General features: G+C 72.8%; 12 protein-coding genes. 7 read left to right on the top strand and 5 right to left on the bottom strand.

Annotated features, from left to right (window positions below):
• Positions 1–14: 14 nt before the first annotated feature.
• Entirely contained in the window at positions 15–512 is a 498-nt protein-coding gene (locus ACYBSK_RS02820; protein ID WP_460245061.1) for an SUKH-3 domain-containing protein, read from the bottom strand.
• Positions 512–1,075, bottom strand: coding sequence for a YwqJ-related putative deaminase (locus tag ACYBSK_RS02825; RefSeq protein ID WP_457475223.1), 564 nt, complete (start codon positions 1,073–1,075; stop codon positions 512–514). The genes ACYBSK_RS02820 and ACYBSK_RS02825 overlap by 1 nt, the downstream gene beginning before the upstream one ends.
• Before the next feature lie 310 nt (positions 1,076–1,385).
• Between ACYBSK_RS02825 and ACYBSK_RS02830 the strand changes: the two genes are divergently transcribed.
• The 5 genes from ACYBSK_RS02830 to def all read left to right on the top strand — a co-directional run bounded on the left by ACYBSK_RS02830 (position 1,386) and on the right by def (position 8,239).
• Positions 1,386–2,378 (top strand): SMI1/KNR4 family protein, encoded by a 993-nt coding sequence (locus tag ACYBSK_RS02830; RefSeq protein WP_457475224.1) that lies wholly within the window; start codon positions 1,386–1,388, stop codon positions 2,376–2,378.
• Positions 2,379–2,385: 7 nt separating this feature from the next.
• Positions 2,386–5,355 carry an SUKH-4 family immunity protein gene (locus ACYBSK_RS02835; protein ID WP_460245062.1) on the top strand — a complete coding sequence of 990 codons (2,970 nt, stop codon included), beginning with the start codon at positions 2,386–2,388 and terminating at the stop codon, positions 5,353–5,355.
• Positions 5,356–5,422: 67 nt separating this feature from the next.
• Positions 5,423–6,421 carry an LCP family protein gene (locus tag ACYBSK_RS02840; protein WP_460245063.1) on the top strand — a complete coding sequence of 333 codons (999 nt, stop codon included), beginning with the start codon at positions 5,423–5,425 and terminating at the stop codon, positions 6,419–6,421.
• A 143-nt stretch (positions 6,422–6,564) separates the two neighbouring features.
• Positions 6,565–7,464 (top strand): cellulose-binding protein, encoded by a 900-nt coding sequence (locus tag ACYBSK_RS02845; protein ID WP_457475227.1) that lies wholly within the window; start codon positions 6,565–6,567, stop codon positions 7,462–7,464.
• Between the two features lie 172 nt (positions 7,465–7,636).
• A complete protein-coding gene (gene def, locus ACYBSK_RS02850; RefSeq protein WP_460245064.1) occupies positions 7,637–8,239 on the top strand; it encodes a peptide deformylase in 603 nt (200 codons plus the stop codon).
• Between the two features lie 18 nt (positions 8,240–8,257).
• Here def and ACYBSK_RS02855 read toward each other — a convergent pair whose 3' ends face one another.
• The 3 genes from ACYBSK_RS02855 to ACYBSK_RS02865 all read right to left on the bottom strand — a co-directional run bounded on the left by ACYBSK_RS02855 (position 8,258) and on the right by ACYBSK_RS02865 (position 11,978).
• Positions 8,258–9,895, bottom strand: a complete 1,638-nt coding sequence (locus ACYBSK_RS02855) for a sodium/solute symporter (protein ID WP_460245065.1) — start codon at positions 9,893–9,895, stop codon at positions 8,258–8,260.
• Complete coding sequence (locus ACYBSK_RS02860) at positions 9,892–10,284, bottom strand: DUF485 domain-containing protein (protein ID WP_460245066.1); 393 nt, start codon at positions 10,282–10,284, stop codon at positions 9,892–9,894. The genes ACYBSK_RS02855 and ACYBSK_RS02860 overlap by 4 nt, the downstream gene beginning before the upstream one ends.
• Positions 10,285–10,400: 116 nt before the next feature.
• Positions 10,401–11,978, bottom strand: coding sequence for an MDR family MFS transporter (locus ACYBSK_RS02865; protein ID WP_460245067.1), 1,578 nt, complete (start codon positions 11,976–11,978; stop codon positions 10,401–10,403).
• A gap of 296 nt (positions 11,979–12,274) precedes the next feature.
• Between ACYBSK_RS02865 and ACYBSK_RS02870 the strand changes: the two genes are divergently transcribed.
• Together ACYBSK_RS02870 and ACYBSK_RS02875 are read left to right on the top strand one after the other, a co-directional pair.
• Positions 12,275–13,063 (top strand): ABC transporter ATP-binding protein, encoded by a 789-nt coding sequence (locus ACYBSK_RS02870; RefSeq protein WP_457475232.1) that lies wholly within the window; start codon positions 12,275–12,277, stop codon positions 13,061–13,063.
• Positions 13,060–15,636 (top strand): ABC transporter permease, encoded by a 2,577-nt coding sequence (locus ACYBSK_RS02875; RefSeq protein WP_460245068.1) that lies wholly within the window; start codon positions 13,060–13,062, stop codon positions 15,634–15,636. Before ACYBSK_RS02870 ends, ACYBSK_RS02875 begins: the two co-directional genes overlap by 4 nt.
• The last annotated feature ends 17 nt before the right edge of the window (positions 15,637–15,653 follow it).

The raw sequence follows: 15,653 nt of genomic DNA on the forward strand, positions 1-15,653 counted from the left end.
AGAGCCCCGGGGGGTTAGGCCGGGGGGCTCAGGCGGGGGGGTTGGTGGCCGGTGATCAGGGTGGTGAGGGCCTTGTCCATGTCGGGCCCGAGGTACCAGTCACCGCTGTGGTCGAGCGCGTAGACCCGCCCGTCCGTGTCGATCGCCAGCAACGCCTCCGTCCCCGACTCCGCCCCCAGCGGAGCGAGCTCCGTGTCGAGGGCGCGCCCCAGGTCCCCGAGCGTGCGCGCGGCGTGGAGGCCGTGGAGCGGGTCCAGGTGCGGCTGGGCGGGCGCGATGTGGCGGCCGGGCCCGGTCGGCGTGAGGTGGAGGCCGCCGAATTCGGCCCAGGCCTCGACCGCCGCCGGGAAGACCGAGTGGCGGTGGCCCGCGGGCGAGACGTGCGTTCGCAGGGCGTCCGCCCAGAATTCGGCCTGCTTGATGTCCCAGCGGCCCGGCTGCCAGCCGGCGACCCGCAGGGTCGCGTCGACCAGGTCGGAGAAGCGGGCTTCCTGAGAGGTGGGGTGGGGCATCAGCGGGCGGCCTCGTTGTCGTCGTGCGGGGTGCTGTCGGCGTCGGGCGCCACGACGTGTACGCCGAAGTGGGCCGTCAGCGCGGTGCAGGCGCGGCACGGACGCGCGAAGCCGCCGTGCAGCGGGTCGCCGTCCTCGCGGATGCGGCGGGTGGTGAGCTTGGACTGCTTGAGCGCCTTGCGGGCCTCACCGACGGTCATGGGCCGGCGGCGGGCCCGCTTCGACTTCTCCGTGCGTTCGGTGTCGCTCGCCGTGAGGTGCCGGGAGACGAGGATGGCCTCGGCGCAGCGCCCGGTGAAACGGTCCCGCTGCCCGCTGGTCAGCGTATCGAGGAAGTCCTGGACCAACGGGTGCAGGACCGGCGCCTGTTCGCCGCGGGCCGCGGTCGCGGTGAGGGTGGTGCCGCGGACGGAGAGCGCGGCGGCGACGGTGGGGAGTATGCCGTCGCGGCGTACGCGAAGGGTGGGCACGGCGCCGTCGTCGGTGGCGCTCCAGCCCACGCGCGGGTCGTCGCCCTGTCGCTCGTCCGCGGGTGCCGTGTCCTCTGCGGTACCGCTGCGCATCTGTTGTTTCCCCTCCTGCAGTTCCCCACTGCAATCCCCCTGGTTGCCTGCACAGACTGCCAAACGGGGTTGCGGGTGCGGAAGCCGGTACCCGACGACACGCCCGATCGTCACGTGGCGGTGATGCTCGGGTGACTGCTGGTCATGGAACCGGAGGGCCGGTGACCGGTGTCGTACAACCGCATAGGCTGTCGTTGAATTCGTACGGGTCAGGTGCGGATCCGGAACAGTCCGGCGCGCGTCCGGTACAGGTCCGCGACCGGGCCGGGACAGATCCGCAACGTCAACAGCGCCGCAGGGGGCAACCGACATGACGACAGGTCGGCTCGGGCAGCAGGCCGCGCCGCCGAACGCGGCGTATGCCGGGCAGGTCGTGCACTTCCCGGACCCCGTTCGTGCCGCCCGCCATCCGCGCGGGGTGCGCGTGGACGGTGAGGGTTTCCCGGATTTCTCGTCGTACGCGCGTGCCGCCGCGGAGATCGCGGAGCCGCCGCAGGGTTTCGGTGTCGACGAGTTGCGGTTGACGGACTACGTGTCGGCGAACGCGGTGCTCGCCGCGTCGGGTCACGAACTGTGGGACACGATCCCGCCGGTGGCGACGCCGCACGGCTGGACGTGGCACCACGTGCGCGGGTCGCGGCGCCTGGAGTTGATCCCCGTCGAGGTGAAGGCGCTGCTGCGGCACCACGGCGGGCTGGCGACGGCGGCGGTGGACCAGGACAAGCGCGGCACGCGCCCCTTGCAGGACACGCGGCCCGTGCACTTCGGCCTTCCGAAGTCCGGGGTCGCGGTCACCGAGAGTCAAGTGGCCGGTGTGGAAGAGGACTTGGGGTACCGGCTGCCGGGCTCGTACCGCTCGTTCCTGAAGGCGGGCGGCGGTTGCGCGCCGGTGGGGACGGGTCTGGACGCGGAGTTGGGGCTCCTGGTCGACCAGCCGTTCTTCACGGTGCGCGACGAGGCGGCCGTGAACGATGTGGTGTACGTCAACAAGTGTCTGCGCGATCACCTGACGAAGGACTATCTGGGTGTCGCGTTCGTGCAGGGCGGTCTGCTCGCGGTGAAGGTGCGGGGGGCGGGGACCGGTTCCGTGTGGTTCTGCGCGTACGACGACGCGCGGGACAGCGGGGAGACGGCGGAGCTGCCGGTGGCGGAGCGGGTGGAGCGGCTGTTGCTGCCCTGTGGTGAGGACTTCGACGGTTTTCTGTCCCGACTGGCCGGTAATCCGCCGGAGTTGGAGACGGTGGCGAACCTGATGGTGGACGGCGGTTTCGCGACCGCGGTCCCGGTCGCGGGTGGGGAGTGAGCTTGCGATGGTGACCTTCGCGCAGGCGCAGGAGCGCGCCGAGGAATGGATCAACGGGGACGTGCCCGCGTATCAGCACCGGGAGGTGCGGGTGCGGGAGTTCGAGCTGGGTTTCGTCGTGTGGGCGGAGGACCGGGAGGCCGGCCCGGTGTCCGAGGGCGGTCGCCAGCGGCTCGTGATCGCGCGGGACAGCGGCGACGCGTCGCTGTGGCCCGCGCTGCCGGTGGGTGAGGTGATCCGGCGGTACGAGGAGGAGTACGGGCTGCCGGACGCGTCGGCCGTGTCCCCGGCGCCGCGGCCGCCGGAGCGGGTGGACCTGAACCAGACGTCGTTCCTGCTGACTCCTCCGGAGTGGTTGCAGGAGGCGGCGGACGCGGCGGCGGTGGCGGACGCGGAGCCGGTCGCGTCGGAGGGCACGAGGAAGCTGGTGCGGCCGAAGGCGGGGCCGCGGGACGCGGTGCCGGCGGAGGCCGGGCGGCGTGGTGCCGAGCCGCAGGACGCGGTGCCTCAGGACGCGGTTCCGGTGGTTCCGCCGGGGGTGACTCCGTGGGCCGGTACGGACACGAACGGCATCGGGGACGACGAGGACCGTTCGGTGCCGCTGCCCGACACGGTGTTCTCCCCGCCGCTCGCCGAGGACGCGCCGCCGCCCGGCGTCACACCGGACTCCGAGACGGAACGGCTCCCGAACGGCAGCGCGCTCCCGGCCACGGCGGGGTTCGACGCGCTGGAGAAGGGGCGGCCGGGGGGTTCGTCGTACGGGTATCCGCAGGGTGCGGGTGGTGCTTCGCAGGGCGGTTCTTCGTACGGCTACCCGCAGGGTGCGGCCGGTGCCTCGTTCCCGCCGCCCACTCCGGGGACCGCGGTGCCCGGTCCGCCGCCTCCGGGCGCTTCGTACGGCTACCCGCAGGAGGGCCGGGACGCCTCCGGCCGCCCCCTCGCGCCGGAGGCCGGCGACATCGCCAACGCCGCGACCAGCAAGGCGGGCCCCCCGCGGGCCGGCGCCCCGACCCCGCCGCCCCCGGGCCCGCCCGGCGCCCCGGCGGGCGGCTACGTCCCCACGCGCATGGTCCAGGCGCCGGGTCCCGGCGGACAGCCGGGCGCTCCGCAGCCGCCGGGTGCGCCCGGTGCCGCCGGGCAGCCCGCGTCGGCCACGTCGTCCGGTGAGCTCGGCGTTCCCGGCGCGCCCCCGTCGGCCGGGTCGGGTGGTGCTTCCGGCGCTCCCGGCCGGCCCGGTGCGCCGGGGCAGCCGCCGCAGCCCGGTGCGTCCGCGCCCGGCGGTCCCGGGGCTTCGGGTGCGCCCGAGCGGCCGGGTCCGCCCGCGCCTCCCGGAGCGCCCGGCACTCCCGGCGCCTCCACGCCCCCCGGTCCTCCCCGGACGCCCCCGCCGCCCGGTCCGCCCGGCGTGCCCGCGCCTCCCGGTGCGACGCCGCCGTCCGGTGAGGGCGTGCACCACGCCGCGACGATGCTGTCCGGTCCGACGCCCGGTGGGCCCGGTGGGCAGGCCCCGCCGCCGCCCGCCCCGCCCGGCGCTCCCGGTGGCGGTCAGACGCCGCCGCCCGGTGAAGGCGTGCACCACGCGGCGACCATGCTCACGGGGCCCCGCCCGCAGGGTCCCGGCACTCCGCCGCCTCCGGGCGCGCCGGGTGCCCCTGGTGCCCCCGGTGGTGGTCACACCCCGCCGCCCGGCGAGGGCATGCACCACGCCGCGACGATGCTGTCCGGCCCCGGCCCGCAGGGCCCTGGCCCGGCGACCCCACCGCCTCCCGGCGCTCCGGGTGCCCCGGGTGGCGGCCCGACCCCGCCCGGCACCCCGCCGCCCCCCGGCGCTCCGGGCACCCCCGGCGCCGGTCACGTCCCGCCCCCCGGCGCCCCCGGCGCCATGCCCCCGCACGCCCACACGCCGCCCCCCGGCACCCACACGCCTCCCGGCGCCATGCCGCCCGCGGCGTACGGGTATCCGCAGCCCGCGCCGCAGGCGCAGGTCGCGGTGGGGTCGGGGCAGCCGACGGTGGGGCCGGGGTATCAGGCCGTGTTGCGGTACCGGGCGCCGGACGGGGCCGAGCAGCAGCTCATCCGGCGGTCCGCGCCGGGGACGCCGCACCCGGAGTGGCAGATCTTCCACGAGCTGCGCGGGATGAACGTGCCGCCGGACCAGGTCCTCGAACTCCACACGGAGCTGGAGTCCTGCTCGCTGCCCGGCGCGTACTGCGCCCGCATGATCAAGGAGCAGTGGCCGCAGGCGCGGATCACGTCGATCGCGCCGTACGGCACCGATCACGCGAGCCGCCAGCAGGGCATGCGGCAACTCCTCGCGCACCAGGGGGAGTTGCACCAGGTCGCCGACGGCCCGGCCCGGCCTGCGCCGGTCCGCGCCCCGCTGCCGCCCGCCCAGCCCGCCCCGCCGGTCCCCCCGGAGGGCATCGCGCAGGAGCTGGCCGCGGCCTTCGGCCCCGGTGTGTTCCGGTTCGACCAGCGGGCCGTGTCGCGGCAGGGCGTGCCCGATGTCGTGGCGCGCGTGCTCGTCGTCGCGGGGCTGCCGTCCGACTTCGGGCCGTTCTTCTGGGCGCAGGCCCAGCCGGGCCGCCCGGTGCCGACACTCGCCGAGCTGGCGCAGGAGCGCGGCGTCCAGCCCGCGTCGGACGCGGGTTCGTACCTGGTGATGGGCAGCGACTTCGGCAAGGCGCTGTGCGTGCAGTACGGGACGGCGAACATCGTGGCCGTACCGGTGGAGGCGGGGCCCGACGGAGCCCCGGCCGCGCCGCAGTTCGTGAACAGCGGGCTGCCGGAGTTCGCCCGGTCCCTCGCCCTGCTGGGCCGGATGTGGCGGCTGCGCTTCGGCCTCAACCAGGAGCAGGCGGGCCGCTGGACCGTCGACTTCCAGGCGGAGCTGAACGCGATCGACCAGGCCGCGCTCGGTTCCCCCGACACCTGGTGGTCGGTGCTGCTTGAGCAGATGTGGGACGGCTTGCTGTAGCCGCGTAGGCGGTGGTGTGCGGGGCGCTCGACCTGCGGGATCGGTCGGGCGCCCCGATCATGCGCACATGGCTGGTGAGTGGAGTGAGCCGACGACGGTGCGGGCGGCGCGGAAACGGCGCAGCCGGCCCAAGCGGGTCCTGCTGGCCCTGCTCGTCGTCCTCGTGCTGCTCCTCGCGTACGTCGTCGGCCTCTATTTCTGGGCCGGTTCGCGCCTCCAGACCACGGACGCGCTCGGCGGCTACGACGGCCGGCCGACGGCGGGCGCGGGCACGAACTGGCTGCTCGTCGGTTCGGACTCGCGCGCGGACCTGACCCCCGAACAGCGCAAGGACCTGCACGTCGGCAACGACGAGGGCAACCGCACCGACACGATCATGCTGCTGCACTACGGCGACAGCGGCCCGTACCTCGTCTCCCTGCCGCGCGACTCGTACGTCTCGATCCCCGGCCACGGCAAGAACAAGATCAATTACGCGTACTCGGTGGGCGGCGCGAAGCTGCTCACGCAGACCGTGGAGCGGTCCACGGGGCTGCGCGTCGACCACTACGCGGAGATCAGCTTCCTGGGGCTCGTCGACGTCGTCGACGCGCTCGGCGGGGTCGAGATCTGTGTCGCGGACGGCGGGCTGCACGACGAGAAGTCCGGCGCGGACTTCGACGCGGGCTGCCAGACGATGAACGGCACGCAGGCGCTTCAGTACGCGCGGGCCCGGTACGCGGATCCGACCGGTGACCTGGGCCGGGTCAAGCGGCAGCAGCAGCTGGTCGACGCGATCGGGAACAAGGCGCTCAGTCCGGGCGTGCTGATCCCGCCGTGGAACCTGATCCCGTTCGCGAGCGCCGCGCTCGACGCGCTCACCGTCGACACGGACACCGGGGTCGCCGCGCTCGCGAACATGGGCGTGAAGATCTCCGACCCGGTCTCGACGACGACCGTCCCGGTGGGCAGCGAGCCCTACGTTTCCGGGGTCGGGGACGTGGTCATGTGGAACGAGAGCGAGGCCGAGCAGCTCTTCTCCGCCCTCCGCGAGGACACCGCGATTCCGACTTTCGACAGCAATTGACGCATCCTGGACCGAGTGGATCGATCCGAGTGCCAGGTGTGTCGAAATGCCGGTGCTTCGGTTGGTTCCATCAGGATGTGCGCCAATCGCGCAGAATGTCGTAGATCGGGCTTGTCGGAGCCCTGCCGGAGAGGTGAGTCGGGATGAGCGCTGCGGGTGGAGCGGGGGCGTCGCAGTACGGCTTCGTCGTCGTACGAGGACGGGGCTACCGGCCCGAGCAGGTGGAGGCCGCCGCCGCCGCGCTCTCCGGGGAGCGCGACGAGGCCTGGGAGCGGGCCGCGCGCCTGACCGTCCTCGCCAAGGAGATGGAGGAGGAGGCCGAGCGGCTGCGGGAGGCCGTCGCGAACCTCGCCCCGCAGACGTACGAATCGCTCGGCAAGCGTGCGCAGTACCTGCTGGAGCTGGCCGAGGAGGAGGCCACGGCGGTGCGCGGGGCGGCGCTGGCCGACGCGGACGCCGAGGCCGACGCCGCGCGGGCCGCGGGCGACGAGGCGCGCGAGGACGCGCTGGCCCACTCCGAGGAGGTGCGCGGCAAGGCGGAGGAGTACGCCGAGCGGCGCGTGGCCGCCGGGCAGGCGGAGGCCGACGGGATCCGGACGGCGGCCCGGCGCGACGTGAAGGAGTTGCGGGGCGCGGCGCTCGCGGCGCTGCGGGAGATGCGGGAGCGCACGGACGCGGAGCTGGCCGACCAGGCGAAGGAGCACGCGGAGCGGACCGAGGCGTGCGACCGGGAGGCGGCCGATCAGGTCGCGGCGTCCGACGCGTGGGAGGCGGGGGCCGTGGCCGAGGCGGAGGAGCGGCTCTCGGAGGCGAAGCGGGGGCTCGGCGAGGCCGAGGAGGAGGCGCGGCACGGTCTGGAGGACGCGGAGGCCGCGGCGGCGGAGGTGCTGGCGCAGGCGAGGGCGCGGGTGGAGCGGATCGAGCGGGAGACGGAGTCCGTCCTGGAGGGGCACGAGGAGGAGCGGGAGGAGCTTCGCGCGCACATGGAGCACGTGCGGGCGTCGCTGGCCGCGCTCACGGGGAAGACAGCCGACGCGGAGTGACACCGGCCCACCCCCACGCCACGGGGCTCCGCCCCGGACCCCGCGCCTCAAACGCCGGCGGGGCTGGAACGATCAAGCCCCTGCGGCGATTGAGCAGCGGGGTCCGGGGCGGAGCCCCGTGGCGTTAAGGTGGCGGGGCGAGTGGGACGTGGGGGTGAGGGGACGGTGCGGGATGGGTGAGCGGCGGATGTTGCCGGAGGTGGAGCGCGGCGCGGTCCGGCGCATCACCATCGTCGGCGAGGACGTGTTGCGGCGCCGCTGCGCCCCCGTGACCGACACCCTCTTCGGGACGCCCGAACTCGACCGCCTCATCGACGACATGTTCGCCACGAACCACGTCGCCCACGGCGCCGCCATCGCCGCCAACCAGGTCGACGTCGACCTCCAGCTGTTCGTCTACGACATGGAGGACGACTGGGGCGTGCGGCACACCGGCCACATCTGCAACCCCGTCCTCGACGAGCAGCCCCCGGCGGACCGCCGGCTCGTCGACGAGATGGAGGGCTGCCTCTCCGTGCCGGGCCCGTACAAGTCCGTGGCGCGCGCCGACCACGCCGTCGTCCGCGGCCACGACAAGAACGGCGCCCCGGTCTCCGTGGAGGGCCGCGGCTACTTCGCCCGCTGCCTCCAGCACGAGACCGACCACCTGTACGGCCGCCTCTACATCGACCGCCTCGCGAAGCGCGAACGCCGAGACGCGCTGCGGGAGATGGAGGAGCTGAAGGACGGAGTTCTCGCGCGGCGGGCCGCGTTGGCGGAGCGGCTCGGCAAGTAGCCGCCCCGGCGCCCGGGTTCAGCGTCGCGTACCGGAGTCCGGGGCCGTCGGCGAGCCCGCCAGGATCCACGCCTCCACGGCCTCGTACTGCTGTCGCTGACCGTCGGCGCGGCGCCGGTCCGTGAGGACCGTGCCCAGCCAGCCGAACAGGAAGCCCAGCGGCACGGACGCGATGCCCGTGGTCGTGAACGGGAACCAGTTGAAGTCCATGCCGGGGAAGGCCGAGGTCGGCGAGCCCGAGACCAGGTTGGTGCCGGTCATCAGGACGATGCAGCTCGCCGAGCCGCCGAGCAGCGTCCACAGCAGGCCCGCGCGCGTGTAGCGGCGCCAGAAGAGGCTGTAGACGAGGGCCGGGGCGATGGCGGACGCGCCGAGGCAGAAGGAGAGCGTGACCAGCGGCTGAAGGTTGCGGTGCTGGAACACGCAGGCCAGGGCGATGGCGAAGGCGCCGACGCCGAGGGCCGACATCCGGGCGATCGTCAGTTCCTTGCGCGGCGTCAACTCCCGCTTGCGGTAGGCGATCACGTCGTGCGCCAGGGAGTTCGCGCACGCCAGGATCATGCCGGCCACCGAGGCGAGCAGCGTGAGGAAGAGCGCCGTGGTGACCGCGGTGAACAGCAGTGACTCCGCCGTGGTCGTCGTCGCGCCGAAGACGGCCCGCGCGCCGAGCAGGTACGCCGTGTTGCCCTGCCGGTCCGCCTGTGTGATCGCCTGGCTGCCCAGCATCGCCGTCGCCCCGAAGGCGACCACGGAGATGATCACGACGAAGGCGCCGACCGCGGACACCGCCCAGGTCATCGAGCGCCGCACCTCGCGCGCGTGCCGGGCCGTGTACATGCGCATCGTGACGTGCGGCAGCGCGGCGCCGCCCATGACCAGCGTCAGCTCCGAGGTGATCATGTCGAGTCTGGGGGTGGCGCTGTGGGCGAACTGGAGGCCGGAGGTCAGATACGCGTTGCCCGCGCCGCTGCCGTGCGCGGCGGCCGTGAGCAGCGTTCCGGGGTTCCAGTCGAAGCGGCTCAGGACGAGCAGGGCGATCACCGCGCCGGAGCCGAGCAGCATCACGATCTTGAAGATCTGGATGACGGCCGTGCCCTTCATGCCGCCGATCGCCGCGTAGCTGATCATGAGGCCGCCCAGCGCGATCACGCAGGCCGTCTTGAACGTCTCGTTGGTGAAGCCGAGCAGGAACGCCAACAGGTCGCCCGCGCCGGCCAGTTGGACCAGCATCATGGGTATGAGGGCGGCGAGCGTGGCCGCGCAGGCCGCCATCCGCGCCGACCGTCCCGGCATCCGCCGCGCGAGGGTGTCACCCATGGTGAACCGGCCCGCGTTGCGCAGCGGTTCGGCCAGCAGGAACATCAGCAGCATCAGGGAGAGTGCCGTGCTCAGGGCCAGGACCACGCCGTCGTAGCCGACCAGCGCGATGATGCCGCCGGTGCCGAGGACGGTGGCGGCGGAGATGTAGTCGCCCGCGATGGCGAGCCCGTTGCGGACCGGGCCGAGGCGGCCGAAGCCCGTGTAGAACTCCTCCAGGCCGTCGCGGTCGGGGCCGGTCATGATGCACAGCAGCAGCGTGATCGTCGCCACCGCCGTGAACGCGACCAGGGACATGGCGTCGGTGGACGCGGCGGCGACGGCCGGGCCCGCGGTCATCGCGCGTAGCTCCCGTCCGAGCGGCCCGTTCGGCCCTGGCGGCGGATCCGGTGGACGAGCGGGTCCACGCGGCGCCGCGCCGTGTACTCGTACAGGAACAACGCCACGCAGGTGACGGGGAGTTGGCACAGGCCGATGAGCAGGCCCGTGGACAGGCCGCCGGTGGCCGAGCGGTTCATGAGGCCGGGCGCGAACGCGGAGAGCAGCAGGAACAGCGTGAAGTAGCCGAGCGCGGTGAGGGTGGCGACGCGGCGCTGCCAGCGGTAGGCGGTGCGCAGCATCCGTACTTCGGTGCTGGGTGCTTCGGGGTGGCGGGGGAGGCGGTGCGAGCGGGGCTGAGGGTGCGTGCGGGGTCGGGGGTGCGGCTGGAACGTGTACGGCTGTGACATCCCTGTTCTCCTTGCATGCCTCGGGTCCGCCGGGGACGGGGCGGACCGCAGGGAGCGTGTGGGGAGCCGGAACGTTACTCGGAGGTAGACGAGTTGGGGAGCGTTTGGTCGAACGATCAGTCGCCGCGGGGCGACTTTTCTTGTACCTGGGGTGAGTGTTGCTGGTGGGGGACTTGTGCGTCCGATGACTTCTCCTGCCCTCCCGTGTCCGCTAGGGGACCGGGAGGCTCCGATTCCAGGACGGGGAAGCGGCGCGGCGCCAGCGTCAGGAGTACGAGCAGCGCGGCGCCCGCGGCGCAGGCCGCCCCGACGTACACCCAGTCGACCGCCGCGTCGACGGCCCGCCGCACCGTGTCGGCGCCGCTGTCACGGACCACCGAGTCGAGGTCGCTGCCGGAGCCGAGGCGCGCGGAGATCACCCCGTTGGCGACCGCGCCGAAGACGGCGGCGCCGACCGTCTGCCCGATCTGCCGGTAGAACAGGACGGACGCGGTGGCGGTGCCGCGTTCCGCCCAGCCGACGGTGGACTGCACGCCGACGATGAGCGGGAGCTGGAACAGGCCGAGGGCCGCGCCGAGCAGCGCACTGAGCAGCGTGGGCTGCCAGACCGAGCCCGGGTAGGGCAGCAGCAGCGGGAACGCGGCGAGCAGCACGAGCGCCCCGGTCATGCCGAGCGCGGCCGTGTCGCGGAAGCCGATCCTGCGGTACACGTGCTGGCTCAGGGCCGCCGACACCGGCCAGCTCAGCGTCATCACGGACAGTACGAACCCGGCGGCCGTCGGGGACAGGCCGAGCACGGACTGCGCGTACGTCGGCAGGAACGTCGTCGGCGCGACCATCAGCAGCCCCATCGCGCCGAGCGCCAGATTGACCGCCGCGATGGTGCGCCGCCGCCACACCCAGCCCGGCAGGATCGGCTCGGGCACCCTGCGCTCGATCACGAACACGGCGCCGATGAGGACGACTCCCGCGCTCAGCAGGGCGAGCGACGGCGCCGACCCCCATGCCCACGCGACCCCGCCCTGCACCAGCCACGTCAGCAGGACCCCGCCGGCCGCGAACACGGCGAGCGCGCCCGCCCAGTCGATCCGCGTCCGCTCCGCCCGCTCCCGGCGCGGCTCGTGCAGATGACGTACGAGGAGGTAGAGGGCGACGGCGCCGATCGGCAGGTTGATCAGGAAGATCCAGCGCCAGCCCACCGTCGAGGCGAGGACCCCGCCGAGCGCCGGGCCGAGCACCGACGACGTGGCCCACACCGTGGACAACTTGGCCTGGATCCTGGGGCGTTCCTTCAGCGGGTAGAGGTCGGCCGCCAGGGTCTGCACCGTGCCCTGGATCGCGCCGCCGCCCAGGCCCTGCACCACCCGGAAGGCGATGAGCGCGGCCATGTTCCACGCCGACGCGCACAGCACCGAGCCGACCAGGAACAGCACGCTGCCCGCGATCAGGACGGGCTTGCGGCCGAACGTGTCCGACAGCTTCCCGTAGACGGGGAGGGTGACGGTGACCGCGAGCAGATAGCCCGAGAACAGCCAGGAGAAGAGGGAGAAGCCGCCGAGGTCGCCGACGATCTGCGGGACCGCCGTCGAGACGATGGTCGAGTCGAGCGCGGCGAGCGCCATGCTCAGCATCAGGGCGGCGACGACCGCTCCTCGGCGCCGGCCGGTCCCGCCGCGGCCGCTGGTCTGCTGCATGTGTTCCCCCTGCACGTATCTACCTCAGGAGCTTATGCGGGGCAGCCGACCCTGAGTAGAGGTCCACCGCGGGGCGGACTTCCCCTAAGGGGCCCTCCACAGAAGGGGGCAGGGTCCGTTCGTCCCGCCGGAGGACGAGGCGGCACGGGGAGGTTCGTAGCGTTCCGGGGGTGGGGTTTTCCCCCGCAAAAGACGGGGCTTTTCCGCAACGCGCCGAGGTACCCCGCGCCACCAGACTTGACCGCACAGGGCACCGATCGACGCATCCCACGCGTGACCGACTGAGGAGACTTACCGTGACTACGGCTGCAGCCATTCCCGGGCACAGGGACACTGGACAGAGGTCGGCCGTCGCCGCGCGGGCCCGAGGGCTCGTGAAGGCGTACGGGTCGGGGGAGACCCGGGTCGTCGCGCTCGACCACGTCGACGTGGACATCGCCCGCGGCCGGTTCACGGCGATCATGGGCCCGTCCGGGTCCGGGAAGTCGACGCTGATGCACTGCCTGGCGGGGCTCGACACGGTCACGTCCGGGCAAATCTTCCTGGACGAGACCGAGATCACCGGCCTCAAGGACAAGAAGCTCACGCAGCTGCGCAGGGACCGGATCGGCTTCATCTTCCAGGCGTTCAACTTGCTGCCGACGCTGAACGCGATCGAGAACATCACGCTGCCGATGGACATCGCGGGCCGCAAGCCGGACCGCCGCTGGCTGGACCAGGTCGTGGAGACCGTGGGCCTCGCGGAGCGCCTGAAGCACCGGCCCACCCAGCTCTCCGGCGGCCAGCAGCAACGCGTCGCCGTGGCACGGGCGTTGGCATCGAGGCCCGAGATCATCTTCGGTGACGAGCCGACCGGAAACCTGGACTCGCGCGCGGGCGCCGAGGTCCTCGGCTTCCTGCGCCGCTCCGTCGACGAACTGGGCCAGACCATCGTGATGGTCACGCACGACCCGGTCGCCGCCTCCTACGCGGACCGCGTCCTGTACCTCGCGGACGGCCGCATCGTCGACGAGATGGCCCGCCCCACCGCCGAGGCCGTCCTCGACCGCATGAAGGACTTCGACGCCCGGGGCCGCACGTCATGAGCGCCAACACGGTCATGAAGACCTCCCTGCGCAACTTCTTCGCGCACAAGGGCCGGATGGCCCTCTCGGCGGTCGCCGTCCTGCTGTCGGTCGCCTTCGTGACGGGGACCCTCGTGTTCACCGACACGATGGACAAGACCTTCGACAAGCTGTTCAGCGCCACCTCGCCCGACGTGTCCGTCAGCCCCAAGGACGCCGAGGCCGAGGGCAGCGCCACCGGACGGCCCGAGGCGCTGCCCGCGTCCGCGCTCGCCACCGTCCGCGAGGCCGACGGCGTCAAGTCCGTCGAGGGCGCCGTCGTCTCGATGAACGTGACCGTGGTGAACTCCGACAACAAGAACATGGGGTCCACCACCGGAGCGCCCACCATCGCGGGCAACTGGACGCGCAACGACCTGCGCTCCATGGAGATCACCTCCGGACACGCGCCGCGCGGCCCCACCGAGGTCATGGTCGACGCCGACACCGCGAAGAAGCACCACCTGAAGATGGGCGACGAGCTGCGCACCATCGCGGCCACCGGCGACTTCACGGCGAAGATCACCGGCATCGCCTCCTTCAAGATGACCAACCCGGGCGCGGCCGTCGTCTACTTCGACACGGCGACCGCCCAGCGCGAACTCATCGGCACGACCGGCCGGTTCACGCAGATCAACGTCGCCGCCGACAGCGGCGTCAGCGACACGCAGCTCAAGAAGGCCGTCGCCACGGCCCTCGGCGCGGACGGCACGTACAAGATCCAGACGCAGCAGGAGGCCGCGGACGCCAACGCCTCCGACGTCGGCTCCTTCATGGACGTCATCAAGTACGCCCTGCTCGGCTTCGCCGGCATCGCCTTCCTCGTCGGCATCTTCCTGATCATCAACACGTTCTCGATGCTGGTCGCCCAGCGCACCCGCGAGATCGGCCTGATGCGCGCCATCGGCTCCTCCCGCAAGCAGGTCAACCGGTCCGTGCTCGTCGAGGCACTGCTGCTCGGCGTCGTCGGCTCCGTCCTCGGCGTCGGCGCCGGTGTGGGCCTCGCCGTCGGCCTCATGAACCTCATGTCGTCGCTGGGCATGGAGCTTTCCACGAACGACCTCACGGTCAAGTGGACGACCCCGGCGGTCGGCCTCCTGCTCGGCATCGTCGTCACCGTCCTCGCCGCGTACCTCCCGGCCCGCCGCGCGGGCAAGGTCTCCCCGATGGCCGCGCTGCGCGACGCGGGCACCCCCGCCGACGTCAAGGCCGGCGTCGTACGCGGAGTCATCGGCGTCGTCCTCACGGGCGGCGGCGGATTCGCCCTCTACCTGGCCGCGCAGGCCGACAAGGCGAGCCAGGGCGCGCTGTGGCTGGGCGTCGGCATCGTCGCCTCGCTCATCGGCTTCGTCGTCGTCGGACCACTGCTCGCGGGGATCGTGGTCCGCGTCATCAGCGCGGTCCTGCTGCGGATCTTCGGCCCCGTCGGGCGGATGGCCGAGCGCAACGCGCTGCGCAACCCGCGCCGCACGGGAGCGACGGGCGCCGCCCTGATGATCGGCCTCGCGCTGGTCGCCTGCCTGTCCGTGGTCGGCTCCTCGATGGTCGCCTCGGCCACCAGCGAGCTCGACAAGTCGGTCGGCGCGGACTTCATCGTCGAGGGCCAGGGCGGCATCAAGCCGCAGGCCGCCGAGGACCTCAAGCGGGCGCCGTACGTCAGCCGCGTCACGGAGGTCAAGTACGTCAAGGCCGACCTGACGGCACCGAACGGCGCGAAGAAGACCGAGGAACTCGTCGCCGCCACCCCCTCCTACGCGGACGACCTGCGCCGCGAGACGACCTCCGGCGAGCTGTCGGCGGCGTACGGGAAGAACGCGATGTCGGTCGGCTCCGGCTACGCCGAGAAGCACGGGGTGAAGGTCGGCGACACCATGACCGTCGCCTTCGACCACGGGCGCACCGCGAAGCTGAAGGTCGCCGCGGTCACGTCGGACGACACGACGTTCGACAAGGGCGCGATGTACACGAACCTGACGACGGCCGCGGCGTACGTCCCGAAGGACCGGATGCCGCTGAACGGGATGATGTTCGCGAAGGCGGACTCCGGGAAGGCCGACCAGGCGTACAAGGCGCTCAAGGCCTCGGTCGCCGCCGATCCGACGGTCCACGTCAAGGACCAGACCGACTACAAGCAGACGCTCAAGGACCAGATCGGTCAGCTCCTGAACATGATCTACGGGCTGCTCGCGCTCGCGATCATCGTGGCGGTCCTCGGTGTCGTCAACACGCTGGCGCTCTCGGTCGTCGAGCGGACGAGGGAGATCGGTCTGATGCGGGCCATCGGCCTCTCGCGACGGCAGCTGCGCCGCATGATCCGCCTGGAGTCGGTGGTCATCGCCGTCTTCGGCGCGCTGCTCGGGCTCGGGCTCGGCATGGGCTGGGGCGCGACGGCCCAGCGGCTCCTGGCCCTGGAGGGCCTCGGCGTCCTGGACATCCCCTGGCCGACCATCACCGCGGTCTTCGTCGCCTCGGCCTTCGTGGGCCTCTTCGCGGCCCTCATCCCGGCGTTCCGGGCGGGCCGCATGAACGTCCTGAACGCCATCGCCACGGAATAGCCTCCGGCTCCGTTTCT

Source organism: Streptomyces sp. BYX5S, from assembly GCF_054724165.1.

What these genes read in the sequence shown, in the direction of transcription:
- ACYBSK_RS02860 (WP_460245066.1), bottom strand. Translation starts at nt 10,284, where the DNA reads ATGTCACAGCCGTACACGTTCCAGCCGCACCCCCGACCCCGCACGCAC.
- ACYBSK_RS02855 (WP_460245065.1), bottom strand. Translation starts at nt 9,895, where the DNA reads ATGACCGCGGGCCCGGCCGTCGCCGCCGCGTCCACCGACGCCATGTCC.
- ACYBSK_RS02845 (WP_457475227.1), top strand. Translation starts at nt 6,565, where the DNA reads ATGAGCGCTGCGGGTGGAGCGGGGGCGTCGCAGTACGGCTTCGTCGTC.
- ACYBSK_RS02825 (WP_457475223.1), bottom strand. Translation starts at nt 1,075, where the DNA reads ATGCGCAGCGGTACCGCAGAGGACACGGCACCCGCGGACGAGCGACAG.
- ACYBSK_RS02840 (WP_460245063.1), top strand. Translation starts at nt 5,423, where the DNA reads ATGGCTGGTGAGTGGAGTGAGCCGACGACGGTGCGGGCGGCGCGGAAA.
- ACYBSK_RS02835 (WP_460245062.1), top strand. Translation starts at nt 2,386, where the DNA reads ATGGTGACCTTCGCGCAGGCGCAGGAGCGCGCCGAGGAATGGATCAAC.
- def (WP_460245064.1), top strand. Translation starts at nt 7,637, where the DNA reads ATGGGTGAGCGGCGGATGTTGCCGGAGGTGGAGCGCGGCGCGGTCCGG.
- ACYBSK_RS02820 (WP_460245061.1), bottom strand. Translation starts at nt 512, where the DNA reads ATGCCCCACCCCACCTCTCAGGAAGCCCGCTTCTCCGACCTGGTCGAC.
- ACYBSK_RS02875 (WP_460245068.1), top strand. Translation starts at nt 13,060, where the DNA reads ATGAGCGCCAACACGGTCATGAAGACCTCCCTGCGCAACTTCTTCGCG.
- ACYBSK_RS02865 (WP_460245067.1), bottom strand. Translation starts at nt 11,978, where the DNA reads ATGCAGCAGACCAGCGGCCGCGGCGGGACCGGCCGGCGCCGAGGAGCG.
- ACYBSK_RS02830 (WP_457475224.1), top strand. Translation starts at nt 1,386, where the DNA reads ATGACGACAGGTCGGCTCGGGCAGCAGGCCGCGCCGCCGAACGCGGCG.